At 57.2% G+C, this 25,976-nt stretch carries 22 protein-coding genes and 1 pseudogene; 19 read left to right on the forward strand and 4 right to left on the reverse strand.

Going from position 1 to position 25,976, the window contains the following annotated elements; translation table 11 throughout:
- The first annotated feature begins 444 nt into the window (after positions 1-444).
- The 14 genes from B347_RS26720 to B347_RS0117265 all read left to right on the forward strand — a co-directional run bounded on the left by B347_RS26720 (position 445) and on the right by B347_RS0117265 (position 17,448).
- Complete coding sequence (locus tag B347_RS26720) at positions 445-852, forward strand: hypothetical protein (protein ID WP_019410934.1); 408 nt, start codon at positions 445-447, stop codon at positions 850-852.
- A gap of 183 nt (positions 853-1,035) precedes the next feature.
- Positions 1,036-2,469, forward strand: coding sequence for a TldD/PmbA family protein (locus tag B347_RS0117205; protein WP_026014258.1), 1,434 nt, complete (start codon positions 1,036-1,038; stop codon positions 2,467-2,469).
- Positions 2,469-3,803 (forward strand): TldD/PmbA family protein, encoded by a 1,335-nt coding sequence (locus B347_RS0117210; RefSeq protein WP_019410936.1) that lies wholly within the window; start codon positions 2,469-2,471, stop codon positions 3,801-3,803. Before B347_RS0117205 ends, B347_RS0117210 begins: the two co-directional genes overlap by 1 nt.
- 483 nt (positions 3,804-4,286) lie before the next feature.
- Positions 4,287-5,099 (forward strand): energy transducer TonB, encoded by an 813-nt coding sequence (locus tag B347_RS0117215; RefSeq protein ID WP_019410937.1) that lies wholly within the window; start codon positions 4,287-4,289, stop codon positions 5,097-5,099.
- Between the two features lie 64 nt (positions 5,100-5,163).
- Positions 5,164-5,868, forward strand: a complete 705-nt coding sequence (locus tag B347_RS0117220) for a MotA/TolQ/ExbB proton channel family protein (RefSeq protein WP_026014259.1) — start codon at positions 5,164-5,166, stop codon at positions 5,866-5,868.
- Positions 5,868-6,269: an ExbD/TolR family protein gene (locus tag B347_RS0117225; protein ID WP_019410939.1), complete on the forward strand. Its 402-nt coding sequence runs from the start codon at positions 5,868-5,870 to the stop codon at positions 6,267-6,269. Before B347_RS0117220 ends, B347_RS0117225 begins: the two co-directional genes overlap by 1 nt.
- Before the next feature lie 170 nt (positions 6,270-6,439).
- Positions 6,440-9,166 (forward strand): TonB-dependent receptor, encoded by a 2,727-nt coding sequence (locus B347_RS0117230; RefSeq protein WP_019410940.1) that lies wholly within the window; start codon positions 6,440-6,442, stop codon positions 9,164-9,166.
- 138 nt (positions 9,167-9,304) lie between these two features.
- The gene (locus B347_RS0117235; protein WP_019410941.1) at positions 9,305-11,179 is read left to right on the forward strand and encodes an extracellular solute-binding protein; all 1,875 of its coding nucleotides are present in this window, start codon (positions 9,305-9,307) and stop codon (positions 11,177-11,179) included.
- Position 11,180: 1 nt separating this feature from the next.
- Positions 11,181-12,251 carry a microcin C ABC transporter permease YejB gene (locus B347_RS0117240; RefSeq protein ID WP_019410942.1) on the forward strand — a complete coding sequence of 357 codons (1,071 nt, stop codon included), beginning with the start codon at positions 11,181-11,183 and terminating at the stop codon, positions 12,249-12,251.
- The gene (locus B347_RS0117245) at positions 12,251-13,273 is read left to right on the forward strand and encodes an ABC transporter permease (protein WP_019410943.1); all 1,023 of its coding nucleotides are present in this window, start codon (positions 12,251-12,253) and stop codon (positions 13,271-13,273) included. The genes B347_RS0117240 and B347_RS0117245 overlap by 1 nt, the downstream gene beginning before the upstream one ends.
- Position 13,274: 1 nt before the next feature.
- Positions 13,275-14,891: an ABC transporter ATP-binding protein gene (locus tag B347_RS25140; RefSeq protein ID WP_019410944.1), complete on the forward strand. Its 1,617-nt coding sequence runs from the start codon at positions 13,275-13,277 to the stop codon at positions 14,889-14,891.
- A 260-nt stretch (positions 14,892-15,151) separates the two neighbouring features.
- On the forward strand, positions 15,152-15,958 hold the full coding sequence (locus B347_RS0117255) for an ABC transporter substrate-binding protein (RefSeq protein ID WP_019410945.1): 807 nt from the start codon (positions 15,152-15,154) through the stop codon (positions 15,956-15,958).
- A gap of 74 nt (positions 15,959-16,032) precedes the next feature.
- Positions 16,033-16,761: an amino acid ABC transporter permease gene (locus B347_RS0117260; RefSeq protein ID WP_019410946.1), complete on the forward strand. Its 729-nt coding sequence runs from the start codon at positions 16,033-16,035 to the stop codon at positions 16,759-16,761.
- Positions 16,762-16,764: 3 nt separating this feature from the next.
- Entirely contained in the window at positions 16,765-17,448 is a 684-nt protein-coding gene (locus B347_RS0117265) for an amino acid ABC transporter permease (RefSeq protein ID WP_019410947.1), read from the forward strand.
- A 35-nt stretch (positions 17,449-17,483) separates the two neighbouring features.
- Here B347_RS0117265 and B347_RS0117270 read toward each other — a convergent pair whose 3' ends face one another.
- The 4 genes from B347_RS0117270 to B347_RS0117285 all read right to left on the reverse strand — a co-directional run bounded on the left by B347_RS0117270 (position 17,484) and on the right by B347_RS0117285 (position 22,065).
- Entirely contained in the window at positions 17,484-17,819 is a 336-nt protein-coding gene (locus B347_RS0117270; RefSeq protein ID WP_019410948.1) for a DUF3325 domain-containing protein, read from the reverse strand.
- A gap of 1 nt (position 17,820) precedes the next feature.
- Positions 17,821-19,359, reverse strand: a complete 1,539-nt coding sequence (locus tag B347_RS0117275) for a PepSY-associated TM helix domain-containing protein (RefSeq protein ID WP_019410949.1) — start codon at positions 19,357-19,359, stop codon at positions 17,821-17,823.
- Positions 19,356-19,646, reverse strand: coding sequence for a hypothetical protein (locus B347_RS0117280; RefSeq protein ID WP_019410950.1), 291 nt, complete (start codon positions 19,644-19,646; stop codon positions 19,356-19,358). Before B347_RS0117280 ends, B347_RS0117275 begins: the two co-directional genes overlap by 4 nt.
- A gap of 160 nt (positions 19,647-19,806) precedes the next feature.
- Positions 19,807-22,065: a TonB-dependent siderophore receptor gene (locus tag B347_RS0117285; RefSeq protein WP_019410951.1), complete on the reverse strand. Its 2,259-nt coding sequence runs from the start codon at positions 22,063-22,065 to the stop codon at positions 19,807-19,809.
- Between the two features lie 373 nt (positions 22,066-22,438).
- Between B347_RS0117285 and B347_RS0117290 the strand changes: the two genes are divergently transcribed.
- The 5 genes and pseudogenes from B347_RS0117290 to B347_RS0117305 all read left to right on the forward strand — a co-directional run bounded on the left by B347_RS0117290 (position 22,439) and on the right by B347_RS0117305 (position 25,959).
- Positions 22,439-22,780 carry an FKBP-type peptidyl-prolyl cis-trans isomerase gene (locus B347_RS0117290; protein ID WP_019410952.1) on the forward strand — a complete coding sequence of 114 codons (342 nt, stop codon included), beginning with the start codon at positions 22,439-22,441 and terminating at the stop codon, positions 22,778-22,780.
- A gap of 39 nt (positions 22,781-22,819) precedes the next feature.
- Positions 22,820-23,929: a DUF1615 domain-containing protein gene (locus B347_RS0117295; RefSeq protein WP_100218043.1), complete on the forward strand. Its 1,110-nt coding sequence runs from the start codon at positions 22,820-22,822 to the stop codon at positions 23,927-23,929.
- Positions 23,930-24,022: 93 nt separating this feature from the next.
- Positions 24,023-24,208: a hypothetical protein gene (locus B347_RS26605; protein WP_033387922.1), complete on the forward strand. Its 186-nt coding sequence runs from the start codon at positions 24,023-24,025 to the stop codon at positions 24,206-24,208.
- Positions 24,209-24,231: 23 nt separating this feature from the next.
- Positions 24,232-24,414: pseudogene (locus B347_RS26965) on the forward strand (RES domain-containing protein); the annotation flags it as partial.
- 261 nt (positions 24,415-24,675) lie between these two features.
- Positions 24,676-25,959, forward strand: coding sequence for an NAD(P)/FAD-dependent oxidoreductase (locus B347_RS0117305; RefSeq protein WP_019410955.1), 1,284 nt, complete (start codon positions 24,676-24,678; stop codon positions 25,957-25,959).
- Positions 25,960-25,976: the final 17 nt, after the last annotated feature.

The following is a 25,976-nucleotide window of genomic DNA, read 5'->3' on the forward strand; positions in this document are numbered from 1 at the left end:
CTTCGCTTCTACAGAGGGGTGGATCCTTTTTTTACAAAAAAACATAACTTGGCACAGTTTTTCCTTGTCATTCGGCGTTAGCAATTCACCGGTTGAATTTACGGCTTCCGGGGTGCGTAACCCGCACCAATTGAGAACGCGGACGCAAACTCTGTCCACATTCAGTGCAAAGACTGACCAAAAGTCATGTCAATGACCGACTGCTTCAAAGGAATAAGAACGATGTCTGATGTCTGCACGCTGCAAAGAATGTCCCGCCTCTGCCCCTGCGCGTTCGCCTCGTGTTTACCCTCCTGCGCCATCGACACATAGCCTGAAGTGCGTCGTCGTGCCCTGCAGGTAATGGGCGCTGGATAGACGCATCTTGCCCTTTGAGCACGCTTGCTTGGCCACCTCTCTCAGAGCCGCCAATAAGGACTTCTTTGCGTTGAAAAAAGGTCTGTCATGTCTGAAGTTGACGCTATTTACGTTCCTCCCAAACAGCCATGGCGTTTTGTTTGGCATTACATGCGCCTGTACCCACGCTGGAGTTGGGCATTCGCCGCGTTGATGCTGTACGCCATCGGCCTGATTCAGAACAGCTTGGACGACATCATGGCGGACGAGACCGTGCTGGTCTTAGCCCACCGCCTGTCGACCCTCACGCATCTGGATCGCATTGTGGTGCTGGACAAGGGATTGACTGTTGAAGATGGCTGTCACCAACAGTTAATTGAACTAAAAGGCCTTTACTACCGTTTGTGGCATCACCAATCAGAGGGTTTATTAAGTGAAACCGACGCATTAAAAGATGACTTACTAGTCAACTCGCGCATTAAACAGTGGTTATTAGCGACACCTCACGCTTCTTAAACTTTCTGTTGTTTAAACGCGCCCTGCCCGACGTGTTGTTTATATACCTGATCTAACCGATCAAACCCATAGGCCCCAACACACACTGTTGGATAGCCAACCAGTGAACATTATCCGTGTTCATTAACCCGATAAGGCCCTGCCATTAAAACTGGAGGCCTTGTTCTGAAAAGGACAGTCATGATGAGTAGAGCACAATCGTCGCTGAGACGATTTATGCAAACCTGCGCGCATTGGCCAGATTTTGTTTCTTTGCGCTTGGTTGAACAGCAATCACGCACCTTGGCCGTGACCCGCAATGTGATTGAACCGCCCTCTTTGCGTAATGAATGCGGAGTGATGGTGTGCGTGCATGTCGACGGCCAACAAGCCTTTGCCGCGACCAGCGACATCACATTGCCGGGCCTGCAACAGGCGCTGGAACGTGCACAACAGACGGCCAAAGCGCTGCGCGGCAACGGCCTGGTGCAGCACCCTATTGCGAACAATCAGGGTATCCGCGCGCACTACCGCTCCCCCGAACTTGACCTGCCACTGCCAGATACGGCTGATTGGCTGGCGCTATTAATGGAAACCTCACGACAAGTGCCCAACGACCCGCGACTGGTGCATTGGTCGGCTCGCCTTCGCGTGGTGCAAGAGCAACAGCTGTACCTAGACAACCAAGGCGCTGAGATTTTGCGCAGCCAGCAACAACTGTTTCCTGAAATTGGCGTCAACGCCTTTGACGGCCAGCACAGTCAGCGCCGCACCTACCAAGTAGCCCAACAAGGCAGCGCCAACATCGTCACCCACACAGGCTTTCTGGATGAGGCGCGTCGCGTCGCCGATCAAGCCCTGCAATTATTACTGGCCCCCAATACCCCCCAAGGCCAGCGGGATGTGCTGTTGATGCCGGATCAGATGATCTTGCAAATCCATGAGTCGATTGGCCACCCCTTAGAACTGGATCGAATCCTAGGCGATGAACGCAACTACGCGGGCACCAGCTTTGTGACCCCCGACATGTTTGGTCATTACCGCTATGGCTCCGACCTGTTGAATGTCAGCTTCGACCCTAACGTCACAGGCGAACTGGTGAGTTACAGCCATGACGACGAAGGCTTGCACGCCGAAAAACAGCTGCTGATTCGTCAGGGTATTTTGCAGCGGCCCATGGGCGGCGCGCTGTCCCAGGCCCGCAGCGCCTTACCGGGAGTCGCCAACAGTCGCGCATGCAACTGGAACCGGGCGCCGATTGATCGCATGGCCAACCTCAATATCGAGCCGGGCGATCAGTCGATGTCGCAACTGATTGGCAGCATCGAACACGGCATTTTAATGGCCACCAACCGCTCTTGGTCGATTGATGATGCGCGCAACAAGTTCCAGTTCGGCTGCGAATGGGGCCAACTTATCAAAAACGGTGAGCTGGGTGCCGTGGTCAAAAACCCGAATTATCGTGGAATTTCGTCACAGTTCTGGCGCAAGTTGAGCGCCGTGGGCGATGCCTCGACCAACGCGATCATGGGTACGCCTAATTGCGGCAAGGGTGAGCCTAATCAAGCAGTCACCGTTGGCCACGCGTCACCGGCCTGCGTTTTTAGCCATCTTGATGTGTTCGGAGGCCAAGCCTGATGAGCAATTGCCGATTCGCCAGCGCCTTCAAAACGCTGGAACACTGGCTCAAATACCAGTTGCACGCCCAAGAGCATTTCACACTGTGGTATGCCGCCGAAGACAGTCAGTTCGTGCGCTTCAATCAAGGCAAAGTGCGCCAGGCCTACCCGGTGCTGCAAATTGAGTTAACCGTGCGCCTCATCCTCGGTGAACGACACGCGAGTGCGCGGATAAACCTGAGCGGCGAGTTCGAGCAAGACACCGCGCAATTAGGCCAGACCCTCACTCAACTGCGCGGCATCCTCGATGTACTGCCTGCCGACCCGTATTTATTACTCAACACCGAACTCTGGACATCTGAACGCCAAGTGCCGGGGCGCGTTCCTGAGTTGCAGCAGGTCATTGACAGTATTTGTGGCCTGAGCCAAGGCCTGGATATGGTCGGCATCTATGCTGCCGGCACGCTGTATCGGGGGTTTGCCAACAGCTGGGGCGCCCGCGGCTGGCATGAATGCGCCAATGCGCTGTTTGACTGGAGCCTGTTCGATGCCAGCGGCGAAGCCGTCAAAAGTACCTATGGCTCGGCCGATTGGGATGCACAGGTCTTAAGCGATTTGTTTGAGAAGGCCCGCGAGCAACTGCACCACCTGAGTACACCCCGTATCAGCCTTAAACCCGGACAGTACCGGGCCTATCTGGCGCCTGCGGCATTGGATGAAGTGCTGTCGATGCTCAGTTATGACGCATTTTCGGCAAAGGCTTTCGCCAACCGTCAGAGTGCGCTGCAACAACTGCACCTTGGCCAGCAGCAACTGTCACCCCTAGTGAACCTGCGCGAGCAACCTTCGAGCGGTTTTGAACCCGGCTTCGGGCATGACGGTGCACCACGACAGGACGTAGACCTGATCCGAGCCGGGCAACTGGTCGGGCAGTTGGTCAACTCACGTTCGCAGGCCGAATACAGTTTGCAGGCCAACGGTGCCGACCAACAGGAAATGCCCCACACACTGGTCATGGCCCCCGGCGAACTCGCCACTGCCGATGTGTTGCGTGAGCTGGGAACAGGCTTGTACATCAGTAACTTGTGGTACTTGAACTATTCGGATGTGGGCTCTGCACGCTTAACCGGCATGACCCGCTTTGCGACCTTTTGGGTTGAGAACGGACAGATCATCGCGCCCATCGAAACCATGCGTTTTGATGACAGCGTGTACGACATGCTGGGCACTCACTTGCTGGCCCTGACCCGTGAGCAGGCTTTGTGCATCGACTCTGGCACCTATGAGCGGCGAGGCTTGGACAGTCATGTGCTACCAGGAGCTCTTTTAGAGCACTTAACCCTGACGCTCTAATACGCTGATTACAAAATGCACTGTTACTAGGCAACACTCAGTTACTTTGGTGCACTGTTATATAACCGGACGCCAATACCGTTTGATTGTCAGACAATAATAACGATTATAAAAGTCTATACATAAGCCACTTATTACTTCCAAGTGGTGCTAATAAAGCGTGCAACTTATTAACGCCACTAATTTGATGAAACGGCTGCGAGCAACATAAATACTGCCTAATGGAAACTGTAAATCCTTAGTGTTGGCACAGCCGTTGCTATACATAACTTAACGAAATCTTACAACACTCCAAGAATCGATACGTTGACTTAACTAGCAGGAGCTCAAATGACAACTTTCCCCCGCAGTGGTTAACCCGTTTGCACGTGACCCATCACGTGAACGAACGCCATTGAAATAACCGTTGAACACCGAGTTCTCGTCCCTGCACGCAAGGGCGAACGGAGCCTTATTGCCCTTCATTTTGTCGAGGGACTCTTAATGAGTGACGAGGTAAAACATAAAGAGCGGCCTGCCCCTCTACTTGGCGCAGAGCGTGTGCAGCAGTGGACTCATATTCCACATGTGCCCAACACCTCGCAGCCGGGCGGGCTAAGCAAGCCGCACATCCTGCTGCTGATCGGCGTGGTTGTCGTGCTGCATGGCAGCGCCTGGTGGTTTTTCCAGCAGTCCAGACCCGCCCCGGTGATTACCCCGCCGGAAATTCCGGAAATGACCGTCGAACTCACAAGCCCGGCGCCACCAGCACCGCCTGTCGAGGAACCGCCACCGCCGCCACCGCCGCCAGAACCTGAAGCTCCGCAAGAGGATGAAGATGCGGTCAAGGAACCGCCACCCAAACCGGTGGAGAAACCCAAGCCCATCGAAAAACCCAAGCCTGTGGTCAAGCCCAAGCCCGTGCAAAAACCGCAACCGCCCAAGCCTGCGCCGCCGGCACCTGCGGCTCCAGCAGCACCCACCGCCCCGACTGCTCCCGCAGCCCCGGCGGCAGCACCAGGACCGATCAAGGAAACGGCAGCGGTGTCAGGGCTCGCCAGCCTTGGCAACCCACCACCGCAATACCCGGCCCTGGCATTGCGCCGCAATTGGGAAGGCTCGGTGGGGTTGAAAATCAAGGTGCTGCCCAACGGCCGTGCCGGGTCAGTAGAGGTCATCAAGTCCAGTGGCAAGCAAGCGCTGGATGATGCCGCGGTAGACGCAGTACGTAATTGGAAGTTTGTCCCGGCCAAACGCGGGGACACACCGATAGAAGGGTTCGCCACCCAAACCATTGCTTTCAAATTGCCGGAATAGCCCCAACGGGTACCGACATTTATTTAATTAGCCGCGTTATTTAACCGCAGTGCGAGGTATAGCCATGAACGAGTCTCTGTCTTCGATGATTGTCCCGGGGGTACTTTGGGCATTGGTGCTTTTTTCGGTGATGAGTTGGGCCTTGTTGCTCATCAAGTCATCGCAATACCTGCGTCAAAAATCCCAGAACAAGCAATTCACCAAAGCCTTCTGGGCCGCCCCCGACTTGCTGACCGCAGCCGAACACGCCAGCCAGTACCCAGGTTCTCTGGCACGCATCGCCAACAGTGGTTTTGAAGCCATGATCGTCGATGACACGCCGCGCACCACGCAACAATTGGCCAACACCATCAACCGTTCCGACCGCTTGGAACGCAACCTGCGCCAGCAAATCCAGAAAGAGCGTCGCGCCCTTGAAAGCGGCCAGGCGATTCTTGCCAGTATCGGCAGCACAGCGCCCTTCATCGGTCTGTTCGGGACGGTTTGGGGCATCATGGAAGCCCTGCAAAGCATCGGCGCCAGCGGTTCTGCCAGCCTGGAAACGGTGGCTGGCCCTATCGGCCACGCCCTGATCGCCACCGGGGTCGGTATTGCCGTCGCGGTGCCTGCGGTACTGATTTACAACTTCTTCCTGCGTCGCCTCAAACTGGCCTCGGCCAACATGGACGATTTTGCCCATGACTTCGACGCCCTCGCTCAACGCAGCGCCTTCGCCATCGACCGCCAGGCCATTGCCACCAAGCGCACCGCCGTGCGGGAGGCAAGCTGATGTCTTTCTCAACCCAAGACAGCGATGAAGTGCTCAGCGAAATGAACGTCACCCCATTGGTGGACGTGATGCTGGTACTGCTGGTGGTGTTCATCGTGACCACGCCGATGATGACCAACGCCATCAAAATCAACCTGCCCAAGACCGACGCCGTGGCTACCGATAAAAAGAAAGACCCGGTGGTGGTCAGCGTCGATCAGAACGGCAAATTCTTCTTGGCCAAAAACGAAGTGGCCCCTGAACTGCTGGAAAAAAGCCTACAGGACGTCAAGGCCCGGGACCCTGAAGTGCGGGTCCAGCTCCAGGCTGACGAGGGTGTCAATTATGGCCAGGTGGCCAAGGCCATGGCCTCGATTGAGCGCTCCGGCATCACCAAGATTTCGGTGATGACCGCGAGGTAACGCTTACCTCTGTTTCCCGCTGTAACCACGCCGCGCAGGGGCGCTTTTGCCCCTGCTGGGGAGCGGCTTGCTTGAAAAAAGTGTTTTGCCACGGGTCGACACAACCCAACTGGAGTCATGAGGGCTCACAAGGCCATTCCAATAAACGTCTGAAAAAGTCGGAATTAACCATGCAGATGAAGAGTTCAGGTTTCACCCTCAAACCGCTCGTTGCAAGCTTGCAGCGGCATCGTTTTGTGCCGCTGTATCTGGTTGCTCTGGGGATGAGCGCAGGCCAGTTGCACGCCGCAGAAGCCAGCGCAGCCGATGACTCGGCCAATGCGGTCAGCGCTGCTGCGGTCAGCACCGATGCAACCGCCGCCCCCGCGCCTACGCAGTTGGAGCGCGTGGAAGTGACCGGCTCGGCGATTCGCCGGGTAGACGCAGAAACCGCGGTGCCCATTACCATTTTGCGCGCCGAACAACTGCGCAATGAGGGCGTAACCACCACCGCTGAAATCATGCAGCGGGTCACGGGCAACCAGTCGCTGCGTAACCCGGCCAGCTCGGTGGGTGCGGCCACAGGCGGATCAAGCTTTGCCGACATGCGCGGTATTGGCGCCAACAAGACCCTGGTGCTGCTCAACGGCCGCCGCTTGGGTAACAACGCCATCGATGGTTCGGCTGTTGACCTGAACACCATTCCTTTTGCAGCCATTGACCGGGTCGAAGTGTTGCGCGACGGCGCATCGGCTTTGTACGGCACTGATGCCATTGGCGGGGTGATCAACTTCATCACCAAAAAATCCATGACCGACGGCACCCTTTCGGTGGGCGGCGAAGGCGCTGACGCCACGGGTGGCGGTGAAAGCAAAGACCTGAGCGCCAGCTGGGGCTATGGCGACTTGGACAAAGACCGCTTTAACGTCATGGGCGTGGTCGGTTACAACAAACAGGGCGCACTGCGGGCCAATGACCGCACCTTTGCCACCGCTTACGCTCCGGGCCGTGGCCTGGACCAAACCTCCGGGACTGCCTACCCGGCCAACTACAGTCAGGGCGGTGTGAGCTCCAACCCGCTGTCATCCGGCAACTGCAACGGCCCTGACCTGGTTGCGCGTCAAGGCGTTTGCCGTTTCGACACACGCAATTACATCGACTTACTGCCAGCCACCGAAAAAACCTCTTTCTTCGGCAAGGCCACCGGCAAGATCACTGACGATGACAACGTCAACCTCGAATACTTCTTTGCCCGCAACAACAACGCGACCCAAGTCGGCCCTGCGCCACTGACGGGCATGACCCTGGATCCGTCGTCGCCGTTCTTCCCGGGAAAAGGCATTACGCCTGCATCCAGCAACCTCAATTTCGACCCTACCCAACCGATCGACTTTAACTGGCGTGAAACCGCAGCCGGGGCACGTGCCTCCAAAGACCAGAACACCAGCCAGCGCCTTGTTTTGAGCTTTGACGGTGTGGCCAAAGGCTGGGACTACAACGTCGGCGCCTCGTACAACCAGAACAAAGTGATTTCAAGCGTGACGGGCGGATATGTCAGCGACGCGGCCATGATTGATGGCATCGCTGACGGCATCATCAACCCGTTTGGCCCGCAGACGGCTGCCGGGCAAGCACTGATTGATGCCAATCAGTACCACGGCCAGTACTCGTCCTCCGTGGGCCGGGTAACTGGGCTTGATGGCCGCATGAGCCGCGAAATTGGTGACTGGTTTGGTGCAGGTTCTGCCGGTTTGGCGATTGGCGGGGAGTTCCGTCAAGAAAAATTCCATCAGAGTTACGAGCAATACGCTGGGGATATTTCCAGCCTAGGCGTCGACCCGGATGGCAGCGTGTCAGGCGATCGCACTGTCAAGGCGGTGTACACCGAACTGAACGTGCCGGTACTGGACAGCCTCGAACTCTCGGCCGCGGTGCGTCACGACAAATACAGCGACTTTGGCAGCACCACCAATCCGAAATATTCGTTCCGCTACCAGCCGATCAAAGAACTGGTGGTGCGCGGCGCGTACAGCGAAGGCTTCCGCGCTCCGTCGCTGTATGAGCTGTACAACCCGCAATACACCACCTTCACCCAGGGTTACTACAACGATCCCAAGCTGTGCACCGGCGGCGTGGTGCAACCGGGCGGCAACGCTGGACGTGACTGCGGCCAACAGTTTCATAACCGCACAGGCGGCAATACCTCTCTGTCGCCTGAAACAGCGCGCAACGTGACATTGGGCTTCGTTTATCAGCCAGTGCGCAACCTGTCTATGGGGCTGGACTTCTGGTGGATTCACATCGCCAACCAGATCGCCGAGTTCCCAGAGTCCACCGTGTTTGACGATCCGAACGCGTATGCCGATCGCTTCATCCGCAACTCTGACGGCACCCTCAACTACGTGCAAACCGGCCTCGCCAACCTGGGAACAGTCAAAACCAGCGGCGTCGACGTGTCGCTCGACTACAAGTTCCCGAACACCCCGTATGGCCAGTTCGGCTTGGGCCTGCAAGGGACCTACGTGTCGCGCTATGACTACCAGACCACCATTGGCGGCAGCTACACGGATAAAGTCGGGCAGTTTGAAAACGACGGCATGATCTCGCGCTGGAAGCATGTACTGAGCGGCACCTGGAATCTGGGCGCCTACCGTGCAGCCTTGGTCAACCGCTTCACCAGTGGCTATGACGATTCCGACCCGGACACTCACTCACGTGTAGCGTCTTACACCCTGTGGGACATCTCGGGCGGTTACACCTTCGACAAAACCGTGGACCTGGACGTGGGCATCAAGAACATGTTTGACCGCAACCCGCCGTTCTCCAACCAATCTTACAATTTCCAGAGCGGGTACGACCCTCGTTACGCCGATCCAATGGGCCGTACTTTCTTCGCCCGTGCGACTTACCACTTCTGAGTGATCTGCGGCGCGGGCCTACTCCAACCCGCGCCGATTTAACTGCGAAATCGCGACCCCACGACCTTTTAACGCGCAAGGAAGTGGGGGTTTTTCAAAGCACTCGATGGTCAACACGCGGTACAAGGAAATCCCATCATGTCTTCACTATTCCTGCCCCTGCTTCGCTCACTGCTGGTGCCCGTGCTGTCGTGCGTGTGCATCAGCGTCAGCGCCGCGCCCAGCCAGGCCATGACGGTCTATGGCGAAGCGGCCAAATACCCCGACAATTTCCAGCACTTCGACTTTGTGAACCCCAACGCGCCCAAAGGCGGTTCGCTGAGCCGGGCATCAATGGAAATTGGCCAGTTCAACTACATCGTTCCCTATATCGACCAGGGCACCGGCGTGGCACAGGCTGATCAATGGCTGTATTCGCCCTTGGCGTTTCGCTCACTCGACGAGCCCTACACGGTCTACGGACTGATCGCACAAACCATGGAACGCGACCCTGACGGCCTTTGGGTACGTTTTAACCTGAACCCCAAGGCTCGCTTTGCCGATGACACACCGATCACCGCACAAGACGTGGCCTTTACCTACAACACCCTGATGACCAAAGGCAGCCTGAGCTTTCGCATGCTCTATGGCGAAGTTAAAGACATGGTCATCGAAGGCCCGTTGCAGGTTCGTTTCGACTTCAAGAACAACCAGAACCGCACCTTGGCACTGGATTTGGCCAGCATGCGGATCATGCCGGAGCATGGGTGGAAGACCCGCGATTTTGCCAACGGTGGCGGCTTCGAACCGCCATTAGGCAGCGGCCCCTATTCGGTGTCGCAAGTGGATCCGGGGCGCAGTATCAGTTTTGAACGCAATAAAAACTGGTGGGCCAAAGACCTGCCCGTCAGCAAAGGTCTGTACAACTTCGACCGCCTGACCGTGAACTTCTACAGTGACACCGACATCGCCCGGCAACTGCTCAAGGCCGGTGCGTTTGATTACAACCGCGAGTTCTCGGCCACCGGTTTCAGCATCGGATATGACAGCCCTGTCCTGACCGACGGGCGCCTGCAACGCGGGGTCTTCGCCAAAGACAAGCCGGGCGCAGCGCAAGGCTTTGCGTTCAACTTGCAGAACCCATTCTTTGAGGACCGCCGCGTGCGCCAAGCGTTGAGTCTGCTGTGGGACTTTGAGTGGACCAATAAACAGATGATGCGCAATTTCTATGTGCGCCAGCAGAGCTACTTTCCAAAAAGTGAAATGGCTGCCACCGCCCTGCCCGACGCCCGCGAGCTGGAAATTCTCGAACCCTTGCGCGGCAAGATCCCCGATGAGGTGTTCACCCAGGTTTATCAGGCCCCCAAAACCGATGGCAGCGGTTATATCCGCGACAAGCAACTGCAAGCGCTGGCGCTGCTCAAAGAGGCAGGCTGGAGCCCAAAAAACAACAAACTGGTGAACGCCCAAGGCCAGCAACTGAGCTTTACCTTTCTGGACGGTCAGGGCGGCTTTGACCGGATGATCCTGCCGTACAAACGCACCCTGGCGCAGATCGGCATCAACATGGACATTCGCAAGATCGATTCAGCGCAGTACATCAACCGCCTCAATGCCCGTGACTACGACATGATCGTGGTCGGCTTTCCGCGCAGCGGCCAACCTATCGTCTCACCGGGCCGAGAAATGTATGACATGTACGGCTCGCGCAGCGCCACCCAGCCCGGGGCCTCCAACGCCTTTGTCCTGCGCGATCCGGCAGTCGACACCTTGCTCGACGGGTTGGTACAGGCCAACAGCCGCGAAGAAATGGTCCATTACGCCCGCGCTCTCGACCGGGTGTTGCAGTGGGGTTACTACATGATCCCCAACTACTACTCGGTAGGCACTCCGACCGTGTACCAAAACCGTTTCGGCCGCCCGGCACTTGAGCCCAAGTACGACGAGGGTCTGGACACTTGGTGGGAAGTCAGCAAAACCGCGCAAACCAGTGCCGCCTCCGGCAAGGCCAGCGCACTGTTGAAGGGGAACTGAGATGCTGCATTACATCAGTCGTCGCTTATTGCTCATCATCCCCACCTTACTGTGCATTTTAGTGGTCAACTTTTTAATTGTGCAGGCCGCCCCCGGTGGCCCGGTGGACCAAGCCATTGCCCGTTTGCAGGGTTTGAGTGGCGCCTCGGTCGGCGGTGGTGGCGGCGAAATGGCCGCCCACAGTGCCGGTGCTAGCCGCAGCAGCCGGGGCCTGGACCCGGCGTTGATCGAAGAAATCACCAAGCACTACGGTTTCGACAAACCCATGCATGAACGCTTGTGGCTGATGCTCAAGAACTACGCGCAACTGGATTTTGGGAACAGCTTTTTTCGCGGTTCCTCAGTCACTGACCTGATTCTGCAGAAGCTACCGGTGACCATTTCGCTGGGGTTCTGGGCCACCCTTATCACCTACCTGATCTCGATTCCGCTGGGCATCCGCAAGGCGATTCACAACGGCAGCGCGTTTGATATGTGGACCAGCACCGCGATCATCATTGGCTATGCCATGCCCGCGTTTCTGTTCGCCATTTTGCTGATTGTGGTGTTCGCAGGCGGCAGTTACGTGAGCTGGTTTCCGATTCAGGGGCTGGTGTCAGATGACTTCGACAGCCTGGGCTTTTTCGGCAAGATCGCAGACTACCTGTGGCACATGGTGTTGCCGGTCAGCGCACTGGTCATCGGCGGCTTCGCCACGTTGACCATCCTCACCAAAAACAGTTTTCTCAATGAGATCAGCCGCCAATACGTGGTCACTGCCAGGGCCAAAGGCCTGACTGAACAGCGCGTGCTCTACGGGCACGTACTGCGCAACGCCATGTTGCTGGTGGTGGCCGGGATTCCTCAGGCGCTGATCGAGGTGTTTTTCGCAGGGTCCCTGCTGATCGAAACCATCTTCAACCTCGACGGTATTGGCCGCATGAGCTACGAAGCGGCCGTGTCACGCGACTACCCGGTGGTGTTCGGCACGTTGTTCCTGTTCACGTTATTCGGGCTGCTGATCAAACTGATCGGCGACATTTGCTACACCCTGCTCGACCCCCGTATCGACTTCTCGGCGAGGACTGCCTGATGTTTACCCTTTCTCCACTGGGCCGTCGCCGCCTCGCTCACTTCAAGGCCAATCGCCGTGGCTGGTGGTCGCTGTGGCTGTTTATCGGTCTGTTCGTGGTGTGCCTGGGCGGCGAATTGATCGCCAACGACAAGCCGTTGGCGGTGCATTACAACGACCATTGGTACTTTCCGATTGTGTCTCACCACACCGAAACCGACTTCGGCGGCGAACTGCCCTTCGAGCCCGATTACCGCAGCGATTACGTGCGCAAGCTGATTGCAGATCAAGGCGGCTGGATGCTCTTCGCTCCCATCCCGTTCAGCTACGATACCGTTAACTACGACCTGAAAGAGCCCGCCCCCAGCCCTCCGAGCGCGAGTAACTGGCTGGGCACCGATGAGCAGGCCCGCGATGTGCTGGCAAGGGTGATCTTCGGCGCACGGATTTCTATTCTATTTGCGCTGATCCTCACCGCTATCAGCGCCTTGATAGGAATTACCGCCGGGGCCTTGCAGGGCTTCTATGGCGGCTTCGTAGACCTGATCGGCCAGCGCGTGCAAGAAGTCTGGGCCGGGCTGCCGGTGCTGTATTTGCTGATCATTTTGTCGGGGTTCGTGGCCCCAAGTTTTTGGTGGCTGCTGGGGATCATGGCGCTGTTCAGCTGGCTGGCGCTGGTGGACGTAGTGCGTGCCGAATTCTTGCGCGGGCGCAATCTGGAGTACGTGAAAGCCGCACGGGCATTGGGTCTGACTAATGGCGCATTAATGCGTAGGCACATTCTGCCCAACGCCATGACCTCGACCCTGACCTACTTGCCATTCATTTTGACCGGTGCAATCGCCACCCTCACCGCCCTCGATTTCCTAGGCTTCGGCATGCCGCCGGGCACCGCCTCGCTAGGCGAGTTAATCGGCCAGGCCAAACGCAATTTGCAAGCCCCGTGGCTGGGCCTGACAGCGTTCTGTGCGCTGGCATTGATTTTGTCGTTACTGGTATTTATCGGCGAAGCCTGCCGCGATGCTTTTGATCCTCGGAGCTGACATGAACGACACACTGATTGAAATACGTAACTTGCGTGTGGGTTTCGGCGGACGAGAAGTCGTGCACGGGCTCAACCTCGACATCCGCCGTGGCGAATGCCTGGCGCTGGTCGGAGAGTCGGGATCGGGCAAATCCGTGACCGCGCACTCGATCCTGCGCCTGCTGCCCGGCAAAGATGTGCAGACCCAAGGCAGCATTCGCTATGACGGTACGGACCTGGTCAACGCCAGCGACAGCCAGTTGCGCAGCTTGCGCGGCAACCGCATCGCGATGATTTTTCAGGAGCCTATGACCTCACTCAACCCGCTGCACACCGTGCAAAAGCAAATCAGCGAAATACTCGTCACTCACAAGGGTCTGAAAAACCGCGCCGCCCGTGAGCGCACCCTGGAGTTGCTGAATCTGGTGGGCATACGCGACCCGGAAAAACGCCTTAATGCCTATCCGCATCAATTGTCCGGCGGCCAACGGCAACGGGTAATGATCGCCATGGCGCTGGCCAACGAGCCAGAGTTATTGATTGCTGACGAACCGACCACCGCGCTGGACGTCACGGTGCAGCAAAAAATCCTCGAGCTGCTGATCGACCTGCAACAGCGTCTGGGCATGTCGTTGTTATTAATCAGCCATGACCTCAACTTGGTGCGCAAAATCGCTCAGCGGGTGTGTGTGATGCGCGCAGGCGAGATCGTCGAGCAAGCCACTTGCGAAGATCTGTTTCGCACCCCGCTGCACCCTTACAGCCGCATGCTGATCGAAGCCGAGCCCAGCGGCAGCCCGGTGCCTTGCGACTACCGGCATAACCTCTTAGAAGTCGACAACCTGAAAGTCTGGTTCCCCCTGCCCAAACCGCTATTCAGCCGCGAGCGGCATTACGTCAAAGCGGTGGATGGGGTCAGTTTTGAGCTAAAAAAGGGCAAGACCCTCGGCATTGTCGGCGAATCCGGCTCGGGTAAATCGACCCTGGGGCAGGCGATCGTGCGGCTGGTGGATTCGCAGGGCGAGATTCGCTTTGGTAACAAACAACTCAATATGCTCAGCCAAGACCTATTGCGCCCGCTGCGGCGACAAATGCAGGTGGTGTTTCAAGACCCATTTGGCAGTTTGAGCCCGCGCATGTCGGTGCAACAGATCATCAGCGAAGGGTTGCAGGCCCATGACATCGGCACCGTGCAAGAGCGTGAAGACGCGGTGATTCGCGTGCTGCAAGAAGTCGGGCTCGACCCCGAAAGTCGGCACCGCTACCCGCACGAATTCTCGGGAGGCCAGCGTCAGCGCATCTCCATTGCCCGCGCCCTGATCATGGAGCCAGCGTTGATTTTGCTCGACGAACCGACCTCGGCGCTGGACCGCACTGTGCAAAAACAAGTGGTCGATTTGTTGCGTGACTTACAAGCCCGGCATGGCCTGACCTACCTATTTATCAGCCACGACCTGGCGGTGGTGCATGCACTGGCTCACGACATGATCGTCATCAAGGACGGCAAAGTGGTGGAGCAAGGCGATGCGCAGTCGATCTTCGACAGCCCGCAGCATCCGTATACCCAAGAATTGTTGCAGGCCAGTAGTTTGAAGACGGTGCACCCAAGTTTGACGCTGGCATCGGGGGTGGCTTAGCCCTCACCCCAGCCCTCTCCCGGCGGGAGAGGGAGCTTTACCGAGTTAATTTCATGTGCAGCGCACTGCTTAGAGACCGCACAAAATCTAAAGCATCCCCCAATCGGTTCCTTCTCCCTCCGGGAGAGGGCTAGGGTGAGGGTTTTTCAATGCCCATATATACCCAAAGGAAATATCTAAATCATTTTATATTCTTTTTTAAAAGCTAATTTTCCTGCAAGACTCTCGTCATAAATCTTCTAACTCATGATGAGAACGACATGAAAAAACTCACTGCCCTCACCGCTCTGACGTTGGCTGTTTTGTCGGGTCTGGCCCACGCTGACCGTCTGGATGACATCAAAAAGTCTGGCGTTCTGCGCGTAGCTTCGTTTGACAGCAACCCGCCCTTTGGTTTTGTTGACGCTAAAAGCAAGCAGATCGAAGGCTTGGACGTGGACTACGCCAAGGCCATTGCCGACAAACTAGGCGTGAAACTGCAACTACAACCGACCAACCCAGCCAACCGTGTTCCCTTGCTGGTCGCGAACAAGGTTGACCTGGTGCTGGCGAACTTCACCATCACCCCGGAGCGCGCCGAGCAGGTGAATTTCAGCATTCCGTATTTCGCCTCGGGTCAACAGTTCATCGTTAAGAAAGGCACCCTCAAATCCGAGGCTGATCTAAACACATGGCGCGTAGGCGTCGACAAAGGCACGGTCAACGAAGGTGTGCTGCGCGAGAAGTTTCCGGGCGCTAAAGTGGTTGCCTACGATGACACCCCGTTCGCCTTCACTGCCCTGCGCAACGGCAACGTTCAAGCCATTACGCAGGACGGTCCAAAACTGATCGGTTTGCTGGCCAATGTGCCGGACAAAGACAAATACGAAGTCCCGCCGTTCACCATCTCCAATGACCTGATCGGCGTCGGCATTCCAAAAGGTGAAGCGCGCTTGACCGACGTGGTCAACGAAACCCTTACCGAGCTTGAAGCAGACGGCAAGGCACAAGGCATTTATGACGCGTGGTTCGGCCCAACCACCAAAACCCCGCTGACCCGCCTGTACAAAATCGGCGACAAAAGCTAAATCGGTGTAGCAAGACCCTCTAACCCGTCACGGTCAACCGGACGGGTTTGTTTGTTTCTGGATGGACGCTGTTTATGTTCGGTGAACTGCTTGCCCCGCGATTCCTGCATTGGCTGTTCGATGGTTTTGTATTAACCCTTATCCTCTCGCTTTTAACCTGCCTAGTAGCTACCGGGCTGGGCTTTGCGTTGTGTCTGGCACGGATCTCGCCCTCGCGCATCTGGTCGTGGCCCGCACGGGCTTACCTGGCGCTGTTTCGCAATACGCCGCTGCTGGTGCAGCTGTTTTTCTGGTACTTCGGGGTCACCGCACTGCTGCCCGAGGCGCTGGTGATGTGGCTCAATCAGCCACGCAGCCTCAACTTGGTGTTGTTCGAGATTGAATGGCCGTCGTTTGAGTTTCTCGCCGGTTTCTGGGGTTTGATGCTCTATACCGCCGCGTTTATCTGCGAAGAGTTCCGCGCAGGCGTGGGTTCAGTGCGTGTTGAACAGCGAGCAGCCGGGTTGGCGCTGGGCTTTAAACCGGCGCAGGTGTGGCGCTACATCGTTTTCCCGCAAGCACTGCGCACAGCGCTGGGGCCATTGCTTGGGCAATACATGAATGCCCTGAAAAACTCGTCGCTGACCATGGCCATTGGTTTGGCTGAACTGTCTTACGCCTCGCGTCAGGTCGAGACAGAAACCTTCAAGACCTTCCAGGCCTTTGGGTTCGCGACCTTGCTGTATGTGGCGAGCATTGCGCTGATTGAGGTGATCGGCCAATTGATTGCGCGCAGCAAGTGGTACCGCCAGGGGGGTGTGTAAGTCATGGACTTTTCAGTGATTAGCGACAACCTGTCGTACTTTTTAATTGGCGCCTACCCCGATGGGCCGCTGGGTGGCGCCGCGTTGACGCTGGTGCTGAGCCTGTTATCCGGCGTGATCTCGGCCATGTTGGGCCTGGTGCTGGGCATTGCGCTGGTGATGATTCGCTCCAGGGTGCGCTGGCTGTTGCTCGGCGTGCTGGGTTTTTTGCGGGCGATTCCAGTGGTAATGCTGATTTTCTGGAGTTACTTCCTGCTGCCGATTGTGTTCAAGGTCGATGTACCGGCGCTGGCCACCGTGGTCTGCGCGTTGTCGTTGATTGGCGGCGCGTACCTCGCGCATTCGGTGTATGCCGGCATCAGCAGTTTGCCAGCCGGGCAATGGGCGGCTGGCAAGGCGTTGGGGCTGAGTACTTGGCAAGTTTTGCGCCTGATCATCTTGCCGCAGGCGTTGCCGATCATGCTGCCATCGTTCCTTAATCAGTGGATTTCACTGATCAAGGACACCTCGCTGGCGTACGTAATCGGCGTGGGAGAGCTGTCGTTTGTAGCGACCCAGGTCAGCAATCGGGTGATGGTGCACCCGACCGAGATATTCCTCTTTGTAGCGTTGGTGTATTTCGTGTTTTGCAGCAGCTTGGACGTGATCGCCAATCGACTGGTCAAGCCCAACACTCAGCATCGATAGCCCTGCCCCCCCGGCTCGCCCTCACAGGGCTGGGGTCAGGCCCATGTTGTGATCATTACCCACACGGGGACAAAGCCCAGTGGCAACCACACGGCCAAGCGTGAGCGATAGGGCAATAGCATCAGCAGCCCAAAACCACTGAGCGATATCAGCCCAAACCAACCGATTGAGCCCATCGCCCACCCCCATGCTTGGGCGCAAAAGTACATGCTCAAGACCAGGCTCAACGACCCTGCCGCACGCAATATACGACGCAGGCCCGGTGACGGAGCTTTGTTCCATACCTGTTTGTAATGGCGCTCTAGCCCTTGGCACAACGCAAGCATGCCAATGTAGGCAAAGGCCCACGCCGCAAAAAAGTCTGCCAGCATCTCAATTCACCTCAGCCATAACAGCGGCTTTTTTACGCGGCACTCGCTCGACCACCGGCTGCGAGACTTTCCAGCACGACCACAACAACAGACCACCCAGCGCCATGGAGGTCAGTTCCAGCCACATATTGCTGTGTACCGCCCACGGCTGATTGACGGTGAACAGGCTCAGCAGCGGCAAGCTCAGGCACATCACTGCGGCCAGACCTAATTGCTCGCGCCAGGCCTGCATGCGCGCACGCAATACGGCATGCACGAAGCTCAAGACCCACAGGCCAAAGAACACGTTGAGTTCAGCGTCAGCACGTTCGGCCATGCTCACCGGCAACAGTCGGTTGCTCCACAACAAACCGATGCACGCCACGCATAAACCGGCTATTACGGTGACGTTGATCGCCTCGACCCAGTGGTAGAGGCGTTGGGCGACTCGGCTTTCGCTGGCGTATTTACGCCGCCGTTTAACCGTGAACAGCACCAGCCCGCTGGCAATCATGGCACTGCTGATCAGGCCACAAATGAAGTACACCCAACGCATCGGGTAGCCACCAAACTGGGCAAAGTGCATGCCGGAGATCACTTGGTGGGTGAGCACGCTGGCACGCATGTCGGTAGGCCCGGACAATTGCTCGCCCGTGACCCCGTTAAAGCGCATACCGCCGCCTTTTATCAGGGCAATCTGGTTGCCCGTCATCGGGCGAATGTGGATCTCGGCATTACTCTGACCGGGGTTACTGATATTGACTGCATTCAAAGGCCCCATGACATCGCGAGCCTTAGCCAATAGTGGCCCAATGGCCACCAACGGTGCCGGTTCGATGTTCTCCGGACGTTTGACTTCAAGGGCCGCGGGTGTCGCGCCCTGAGCTTTGAAAAACGCCTCGCGGTCGCCATCGAACAACGCATCCATGGCCGCGGGCATGTAAATCACCAGAAAAATCGCCAGCCCGCTGTAGGTAATCATCAAGTGAAACGGCAGCAACAGCACCGCACTGGCATTGTGGGCGTCGAGCCATGAACGCTGGCCTTTGGCAGGTCGAAAGGTGAAGAACTCCTTGAAGATTTTTTTGTGAATCACGATGCCGCTGACCAAGGCCGCCAGCATGCCCATCGCCAGGGCACCCACCAGATAAATGCCGATCATGCGCGGCATGTGCAAGGTGAAGTGGAACAGAAAAATGAACCGCCCCCCGGCCGTCTCGCGCACCGGCAGTACGTCTCCAGTAGTAGGGTCCAACGTGACCGATAACCCGTCGCGGCGCCCGCCAGTTGAGGCCCGTAACTCTGGAGAGCGATCATTCGGCAAGCCGATGCCCCATTGTTTGGCATCGGCTTTGTACTCACGCAAATACCCCAGTGCACGCTCAACCGCCTGTTCGTCGGTCAACTGATGAGCGGGCAACTCAGGGTGCATCCAGTTGTCGATCTCTTGATCGAACACTGCCAGGCTGCCGGTCAGAAAGATCACGAACAGCAACCAGCCAACAATCAGTCCGCCCCAGGTGTGCAGCCACGCCAGGGATTGGGTCAGGGTCTGTTTCATCCGAGGCGCTCCAGCAGTTGCGGCCAAAAACCAATCGCGGCCAAAGGCACCGCCAGCACGGCCCCCATCCATGCTGACCACTGGTGGCGGGCGATAAAGGCCCACAAGATGGCGCAGGTGTAGATCGCGAATGACAACAGACTGGCGACGAGCATCGAGTCGACGTTATCCAGCGGCAATAGCCGCGCCAACGCGGCCGTAAAAGCGTAAGTGAACACATAACCGCCAACCAGCGCGGCCAGTGCGCGAGACAGAATCGGTAGCCAGCCCGACGTAGCGTGTTTCATCGGATCAATCCTTTAACGGTACCCATCACGGTTTGGCCTGTGCCAACTCTGTGCACGAAATGTTTTCGAGCCAAATGCGACAACGGCGCGGCACCCGTAAGAAGCGGATGTCGCGCCTGTCAAAGCCTGCACCGTATCAGCGGTCAGGCCAGTGGTGTTATCAGAACGAAGACGTCACCGACGCAAAGTAGGCACGGCCCGATTCGTTATATGTCTGGGCACCCGCCTCGTCAGCGTTGCCCTTGCGGTACAACTGCTTGTCGAACAGGTTGTTGATGCCCACCCGCACGCTGAAGTTTTTATTGAACTCATAACCGCTGCTTACGCCTACTAAACCGTACGGGTCAACCGACTGTTGCACCGATTTGTCCAGCGCTTCGTTGGCGCGCATGTTGTACTTTGGCGCTTTTTGCTCGCCGTAATAGGTGCCATTGACCTGGAACGACAGTTGCTCAGTGGCATACCAGTCCAGCGTGGTATTCAGCGTGTACTTGGGGATGATGCTCAGCGGCTCGCCGGTTTCCTTGTCTTTGCTTTCGATCATGTACGTGAGGTTGGTGTTCCAGTCCAAATCGTTGCGCACACTGACGAACAGGTTGCCTTCAACCCCTTGAACGATGGCCTTACCGCTGTTTTCCCACTGCAACACGCGGCGCCCATTGGGCAGGCGGAAGGACGATTCGTTGCTGGCATTGATTTTGTTTTGGTAGTCGTTGCGGAAGTACGTGCCGCTGGTGCGCCAAGTCCCTTTGTCGAACGCTAGGCCAATCTCCTTGTTAACGCTGATTTCAGGCTTCAAATCAGGGTTACCCACCAAGTAGCAACCGCCGATGTTGACCTCAACCGAGCTGCAACCACCCCCACGGCTGTACAACAGGTAGTTGGGGTTGGACTGGTACAGGTTCGGGGTTTTGTAGGCACGGGCTATACCGCCCTTGATGCTCAGTTCGTCAGTGATCTGGTGCGAAGCATTGAGGCTTGGGCTCCAGTTGCCGCCAAACTCGTTGTGATGATCGAAGCGCAAGCCCGGCGTAACGATCGTTTTAGCCCCGGCTTCGAGGTTGTCTTCAACGTAAAACGCGTAACTGTTGGCGGTGGATTTGGTCTGGGTACGGTCAGTTCCTGGAATACCCGGCGTGCCACCAGCGCCTGGGTCCCAACTCTGTGGACGCAGCGACCCCGGATCGTTCAGCGATTCGTAGAGGTATTCGCCACCCACGGTCAGGACCTGATGGGTGTACACGTCCAGCGGCAAGTTAACTTCAGCTGTGGCGCGGGTATTGCGCAAGCGTGACTCGAAGCTCCCGGCGCTTTGTGATGGCGCACCTTCGCCATAACCTGCTAGCCCTTCGTTAAGGCGCGCGTTACGGGTCAAGTCATGAGTCAGCGAGGCGGTGGTAGAGCCCCAGTCAAACGAGCCATTGTGGGTCGCCGAGAACGTGCTGCGCTGTAGGACGCTGGTTTCCTTGCCGTACAGGCTGTTAACGAAATCACCCCCGCTGTTGAGCATGGTATCGCCGGCAAAGATGTTGCCCTGGCGGCTGTAGCTGGCTTCTAGGTCGAGCGTTTGCTCGGGGGTGAACTGCCAGCTCAACAATCCGTTGACGTCCTTATTTCGCACCCCCTCACGGCCCGCTACCACGCTGTCGGCATACGCCTGCTGGGCGGTGTTGATCTTGGCATCGTCGGCGTCAGTCTTGTTCAGGCCACCATACACACGGAACACCAGATCGTCGGTGATCGGGCCGCTGAGGTTGAAATTGGTACGCTTGCTGACACCTTCAGAATCGTCTTCCGGCGACAGGTAATAGGCGGTCAACGAACCGTGGAGTTCGTCCGTTGGGCGTTTGGTGATGATGTTGACCACCCCGCCCATCGCGCCAGAGCCATAACGGGCGGCAGCCGGACCTCGGAGAATTTCGATGCGCTCGACTTCTTCGGCCGGGACCCAGTTGGTTTCACCTCGGGTGTCACGGTCGCCGCTCCAGCCATAACGCTGGGCGTTACGCGAAGAGGACGGCTTGCCGTCGATCAGGATCAAGGTGTTTTCCGGCCCCATGCCGCGCAAGTCAATCTGGCGGTTGTTGCCGCGAGCACCACTGGAACTGTTACCCGTGAGGTTAACTCCCGGTTCGCGACGAATGATGTCGGAAAGATCATTGGCTGGCGGACGTTTTTTAATGTCCTCGGCGGTAATGATCGACACGCCCGGCGCTTGCTTCAGCTCTTCGGCGGCGGTACCCAATACGCGGGTTTCTTCCAGTTGCAACGCTTGCTTGCTGCCATCCACTGGTAAGTCGCTGGCCTCGACTGAGACCTCATCACGTTCGCGCTCCAGCGTATCGGCGAGCAAGGTCGCAGAAGCGAGTGCGGCCACAATAGCCAGTGAGAATTGACTGCGTTTGAATCGAGACGACATGTCCAATTGATCCCTTAACAATGGAGTGTGCTCAGCAGGCGAAAACTGGAGTTGCTTACGCACGGGCCACCCAAAAGACCCGCATCGCTTAACGTTCCCCGGCGCTGCCAGGGCTGCAATAGTAACCATTCTCAATTGAGAGTAAAGCGCAATTGACATTAATCCTCATTGGATAGTTCCCGAATCCCTTTGTTTTAAAGACTTTTCCTGCATAAAAAAAATAAAAACGGGCTGCCAAGTTGGCTGTAAATCAACGGTGGGCGTTGACTTACCAGCGATTGCATCCCTTAAGTCCGCCTGTAAACTGTCGCGCCTGTAGCGCTGACAGTTCCCACAGCGACGTCCCTATTTCCAGCATTGCGAGTGCAGCAGCATGACTAACGAACTCCAGATCACCGACCTTGTACTGGGCGAAGGCAAAGCGTGTGTCAAAGGCGCTCTGATCACCACGCAGTACACCGGCTGGCTCGCAGATGGCACGGTATTCGACTCCTCATTCGAGCGCGGCAAGCCGTTTCAGTGCGTGATTGGCAGCGGCCGCGTAATCAAGGGGTGGGACCAGGGACTGATGGGCATGAAAGTCGGCGGCAAGCGCAAACTGCAAGTCCCTGCACACTTGGCCTATGGTGAAAGAAGCATGGGCGCGCACATCACACCGAACGCCGACCTCACCTTTGAGATCGAACTGCTGGAAGTGCTGACTCGAGACGACTAAGCCATTTACACGCAGCACTTTTTTTGGGAGTTAGCGCCAATGAATCGATTCCTCATGCGGTTTTTAACGCTTTCTCTACTGGTTGTGATCGCCGGCTGCAGCAGTAAAAGCACTCAGACTTTACCCAGCCGTACGCCTGAACAGGCCCGTGCACGGCTCATGCAACTGCTGCCCACCCATCTCCAAGATCGACAGGGCTGGGCCACCGATATTTACACCGCCTTTGCCGCGCAAGCACTTGAGGCTGACGACGAAAACCTGTGTTCCGTGCTGGCCGTAACAGAACAGGAGTCGACCTTTCAGGCCGACCCGCCGGTGCCGAATCTGGCGAAAATCGCCCGCAGCGAAATCAATCGCCGCGCCGGTAAGCTGCACATCCCCGAATTTTTGGTTCGCAGTGCGCTGAACATCACTTCGCCGAATGGCAAAACCTATAACCAGCGCCTCGATGCCGCTCGCACCGAAGGCCAGTTGAGTGCCATTTTTGACGACTTTATCGGCATGGTGCCGCTGGGTAAAAACCTGTTTGGCAGCCTGAACCCGGTGCATACCGGTGGCCCGATGCAGGTCAGCATCGCGTTTGCCGAGAAACACGCGAAAGATTATCCCTACCCGATACCGGGCACGATTCGCCAGGAAGTTTTCACCCGTCGAGGCGGCCTGTATTTCGGCACCGCTCATTTGCTCGGTTATCCAGTCGATTACTCACAATCGCTGTACCGCTTTGCCGACTTTAATGCGGGCTGGTACGCCAGCCGCAATGCCGCGTTTCAAAACGCCGTCAGCCAGGTTTCAGGGATTGCGCTGGCACTGGATGGTGATGTGACTGTCCCCGGTTCCTACGACGTCGGCTCGACCGAACGGGCGGTGCGCGCGCTGGGCAAACAGTTGGGCTTGAACAACAACCAAATCAGGCAGCAATTGCTCAAAGGCGACAGCCTTGAGTTTGATCAGACTGAGGTGTATCGCCACGTGTTTGCGCTTGCAGATCGCCAGCAAAGCAAACCCTTGCCCCGCGCGGTATTGCCCGGCATTACCCTGCAAAGCCCAAAGATCACCCGCAACCTGACCACCGCCTGGTTCGCTCAGCGCGTTGATGAGCGCCGCCAGCGCTGTATGAACCGGGCCAAGGCATTGCCGACACCGTGAAGTAACACCCCGCAAAGTTCACATGCGGATACATTGGTTGTAATTATCCAGATGCGGTTTACGCTTTTAAGTATTAGCGCCCTGGAGGTCATCATGCAGTTAGTCGCCCTCCACGCTCAGCCCGACATCACCAGTGGTGATGCGGGCCTGGTGGCCCTGACATTCTTCTTCAATTTAATGGAGCACTGGGGCTGCACCAAAGACCAGCAATGCACCCTGCTCGGCTCAATCGGCAACACCACGTACTTCAAGTACAAAAACTGCCGAATGCGCGGCTGACGCCAGACCGCTCTCGTCCCCCCGTGCTACCCGAGTGGAATAACGCCTATCGCATCATCAACAGTGCGTTCCCGCCGATATCGGTGTTTGAAGACACCCTCAACCCCGACGACCTGGGCATCGCCTTCGCCCTCGAAAGCCTGACCAATGACCGCCTGCGCGACCAGGCCGGGGTCTTGAACCGGGTGCGCCCCGAAGACCGCCTGCGCTCTCGATTCCGGTGCAGGGCCCGCATTTTCGCTATGTCTGGGATGAAAAAACACAGGCGATCGCCTGGGTGTTGCACGTGAGCGAAGTCACGTTCTGATCACCCAACGTCAGAAACTTCGTTGTCAGGGGGGTTATTTGGCCCTCACAAATCGAATATCGTCAGCGCATGGCCGAAGTGGATGAGCAGGACCGGTGCGGGCACCTAAAAGCCCCCTTTCTGCCTCACAAACCTTATAAGAAAGCACACGGAGCCTCCCATGACTGAACGCTGCAACTCTTATTACACCGCGACCCTCAACCACGACACCGACTACCCCACCCTGCAAGGCCAGCACCGGGTCGATGTGGTGATTATCGGTGGCGGGTTTACGGGCGTGGCGACCGCCGTTGAACTGGCAGAAAAAGGCCTGACAGTGGCCATCGTTGAGAGCAACAAAATCGGCTGGGGGGCCACGGGGCGCAATGGCGGTCAAGTCACCGGCAGCTTGTCGGGCGATGAGGCGATGCGCAAACAGATGCGCCGCCGCCTGGGTAGCCAAGTCGATGATTTCATCTGGAACCTGCGTTGGCGCGGGCACGAAATCATCCAGCAGCGAGTCGCAAAATACGGCATTCAGTGCGACCTCAAACACGGCCACTTGCATGCGGCCTACAAGCCGAGCCACATGGCAGGTTTACGCAAAGATTACGACGAAGCCGTACACCGGGGCATGGGCGCCGACGTGTCGCTGCTCGACCGCAGTCAGGTGCGCGACATTTTGCAAAGCGATCTGTATCACGGCGCCATCAAGAACACCCGCAACATGCACCTGCACCCGCTCAATCTGTGTATCGGTGAAGCGCAGGCCGCAGAAAGCCTAGGCGCACTGATTTTCGAAAACAGCGAAGTGTTGGAAATCATCCATGGCGACACTCCCGGTGTGCGTACCGCTCACGGGCGCATTGATGCCAATCAGGTGCTGCTGGCGGGCGACGTTTACCACACGTTAGAGCCTGGCAAACTCAAGGGCAAAATCTTCCCAGCCATGGGCGGGATCGTCACCACCGAACCGCTGGGCGCTCTGGCCCGGCAACTGAACCCCGAAGACCTGGCAGTCTATGACTGCCGCTTTGTACTCGATTATTACCGCATGACCGCCGATGGCCGCCTGCTGTTTGGCGGCGGCGCCAACTACAGTGGCAAAGATTCGCGAGACATTGCAGCCGAATTGCTGCCCTGCATCGAGCAGACCTTCCCGGCCCTCAAAGGGGTGAAAATCGATTACCAGTGGAGTTGCGCGATGGGCATCGTGATCAACCGCATTCCACAACTGGGCAAGCTCTCGGACAACGTCTGGTACTGCCAAGGCTACTCAGGTCATGGCATCGCCACCACGCACATCATGGGCGAAATCATGGGCCGGGCGATCACCGGCCAACTGGAACAATTCGACACTTTTGCCGGGTGCCAACACATTCGCGTGCCGATGGGTGACGTGTTTGGCAACCCAATGCTGGCGGCGGGCATGTGGTACTACCAGATGCTTGAGCGGTTTCGCTAATCACCGAATAGCGCCGC

This window comes from Pseudomonas psychrophila HA-4 (genome assembly GCF_000282975.1).
Lineage (GTDB): Bacteria > Pseudomonadota > Gammaproteobacteria > Pseudomonadales > Pseudomonadaceae > Aquipseudomonas > Aquipseudomonas psychrophila_A.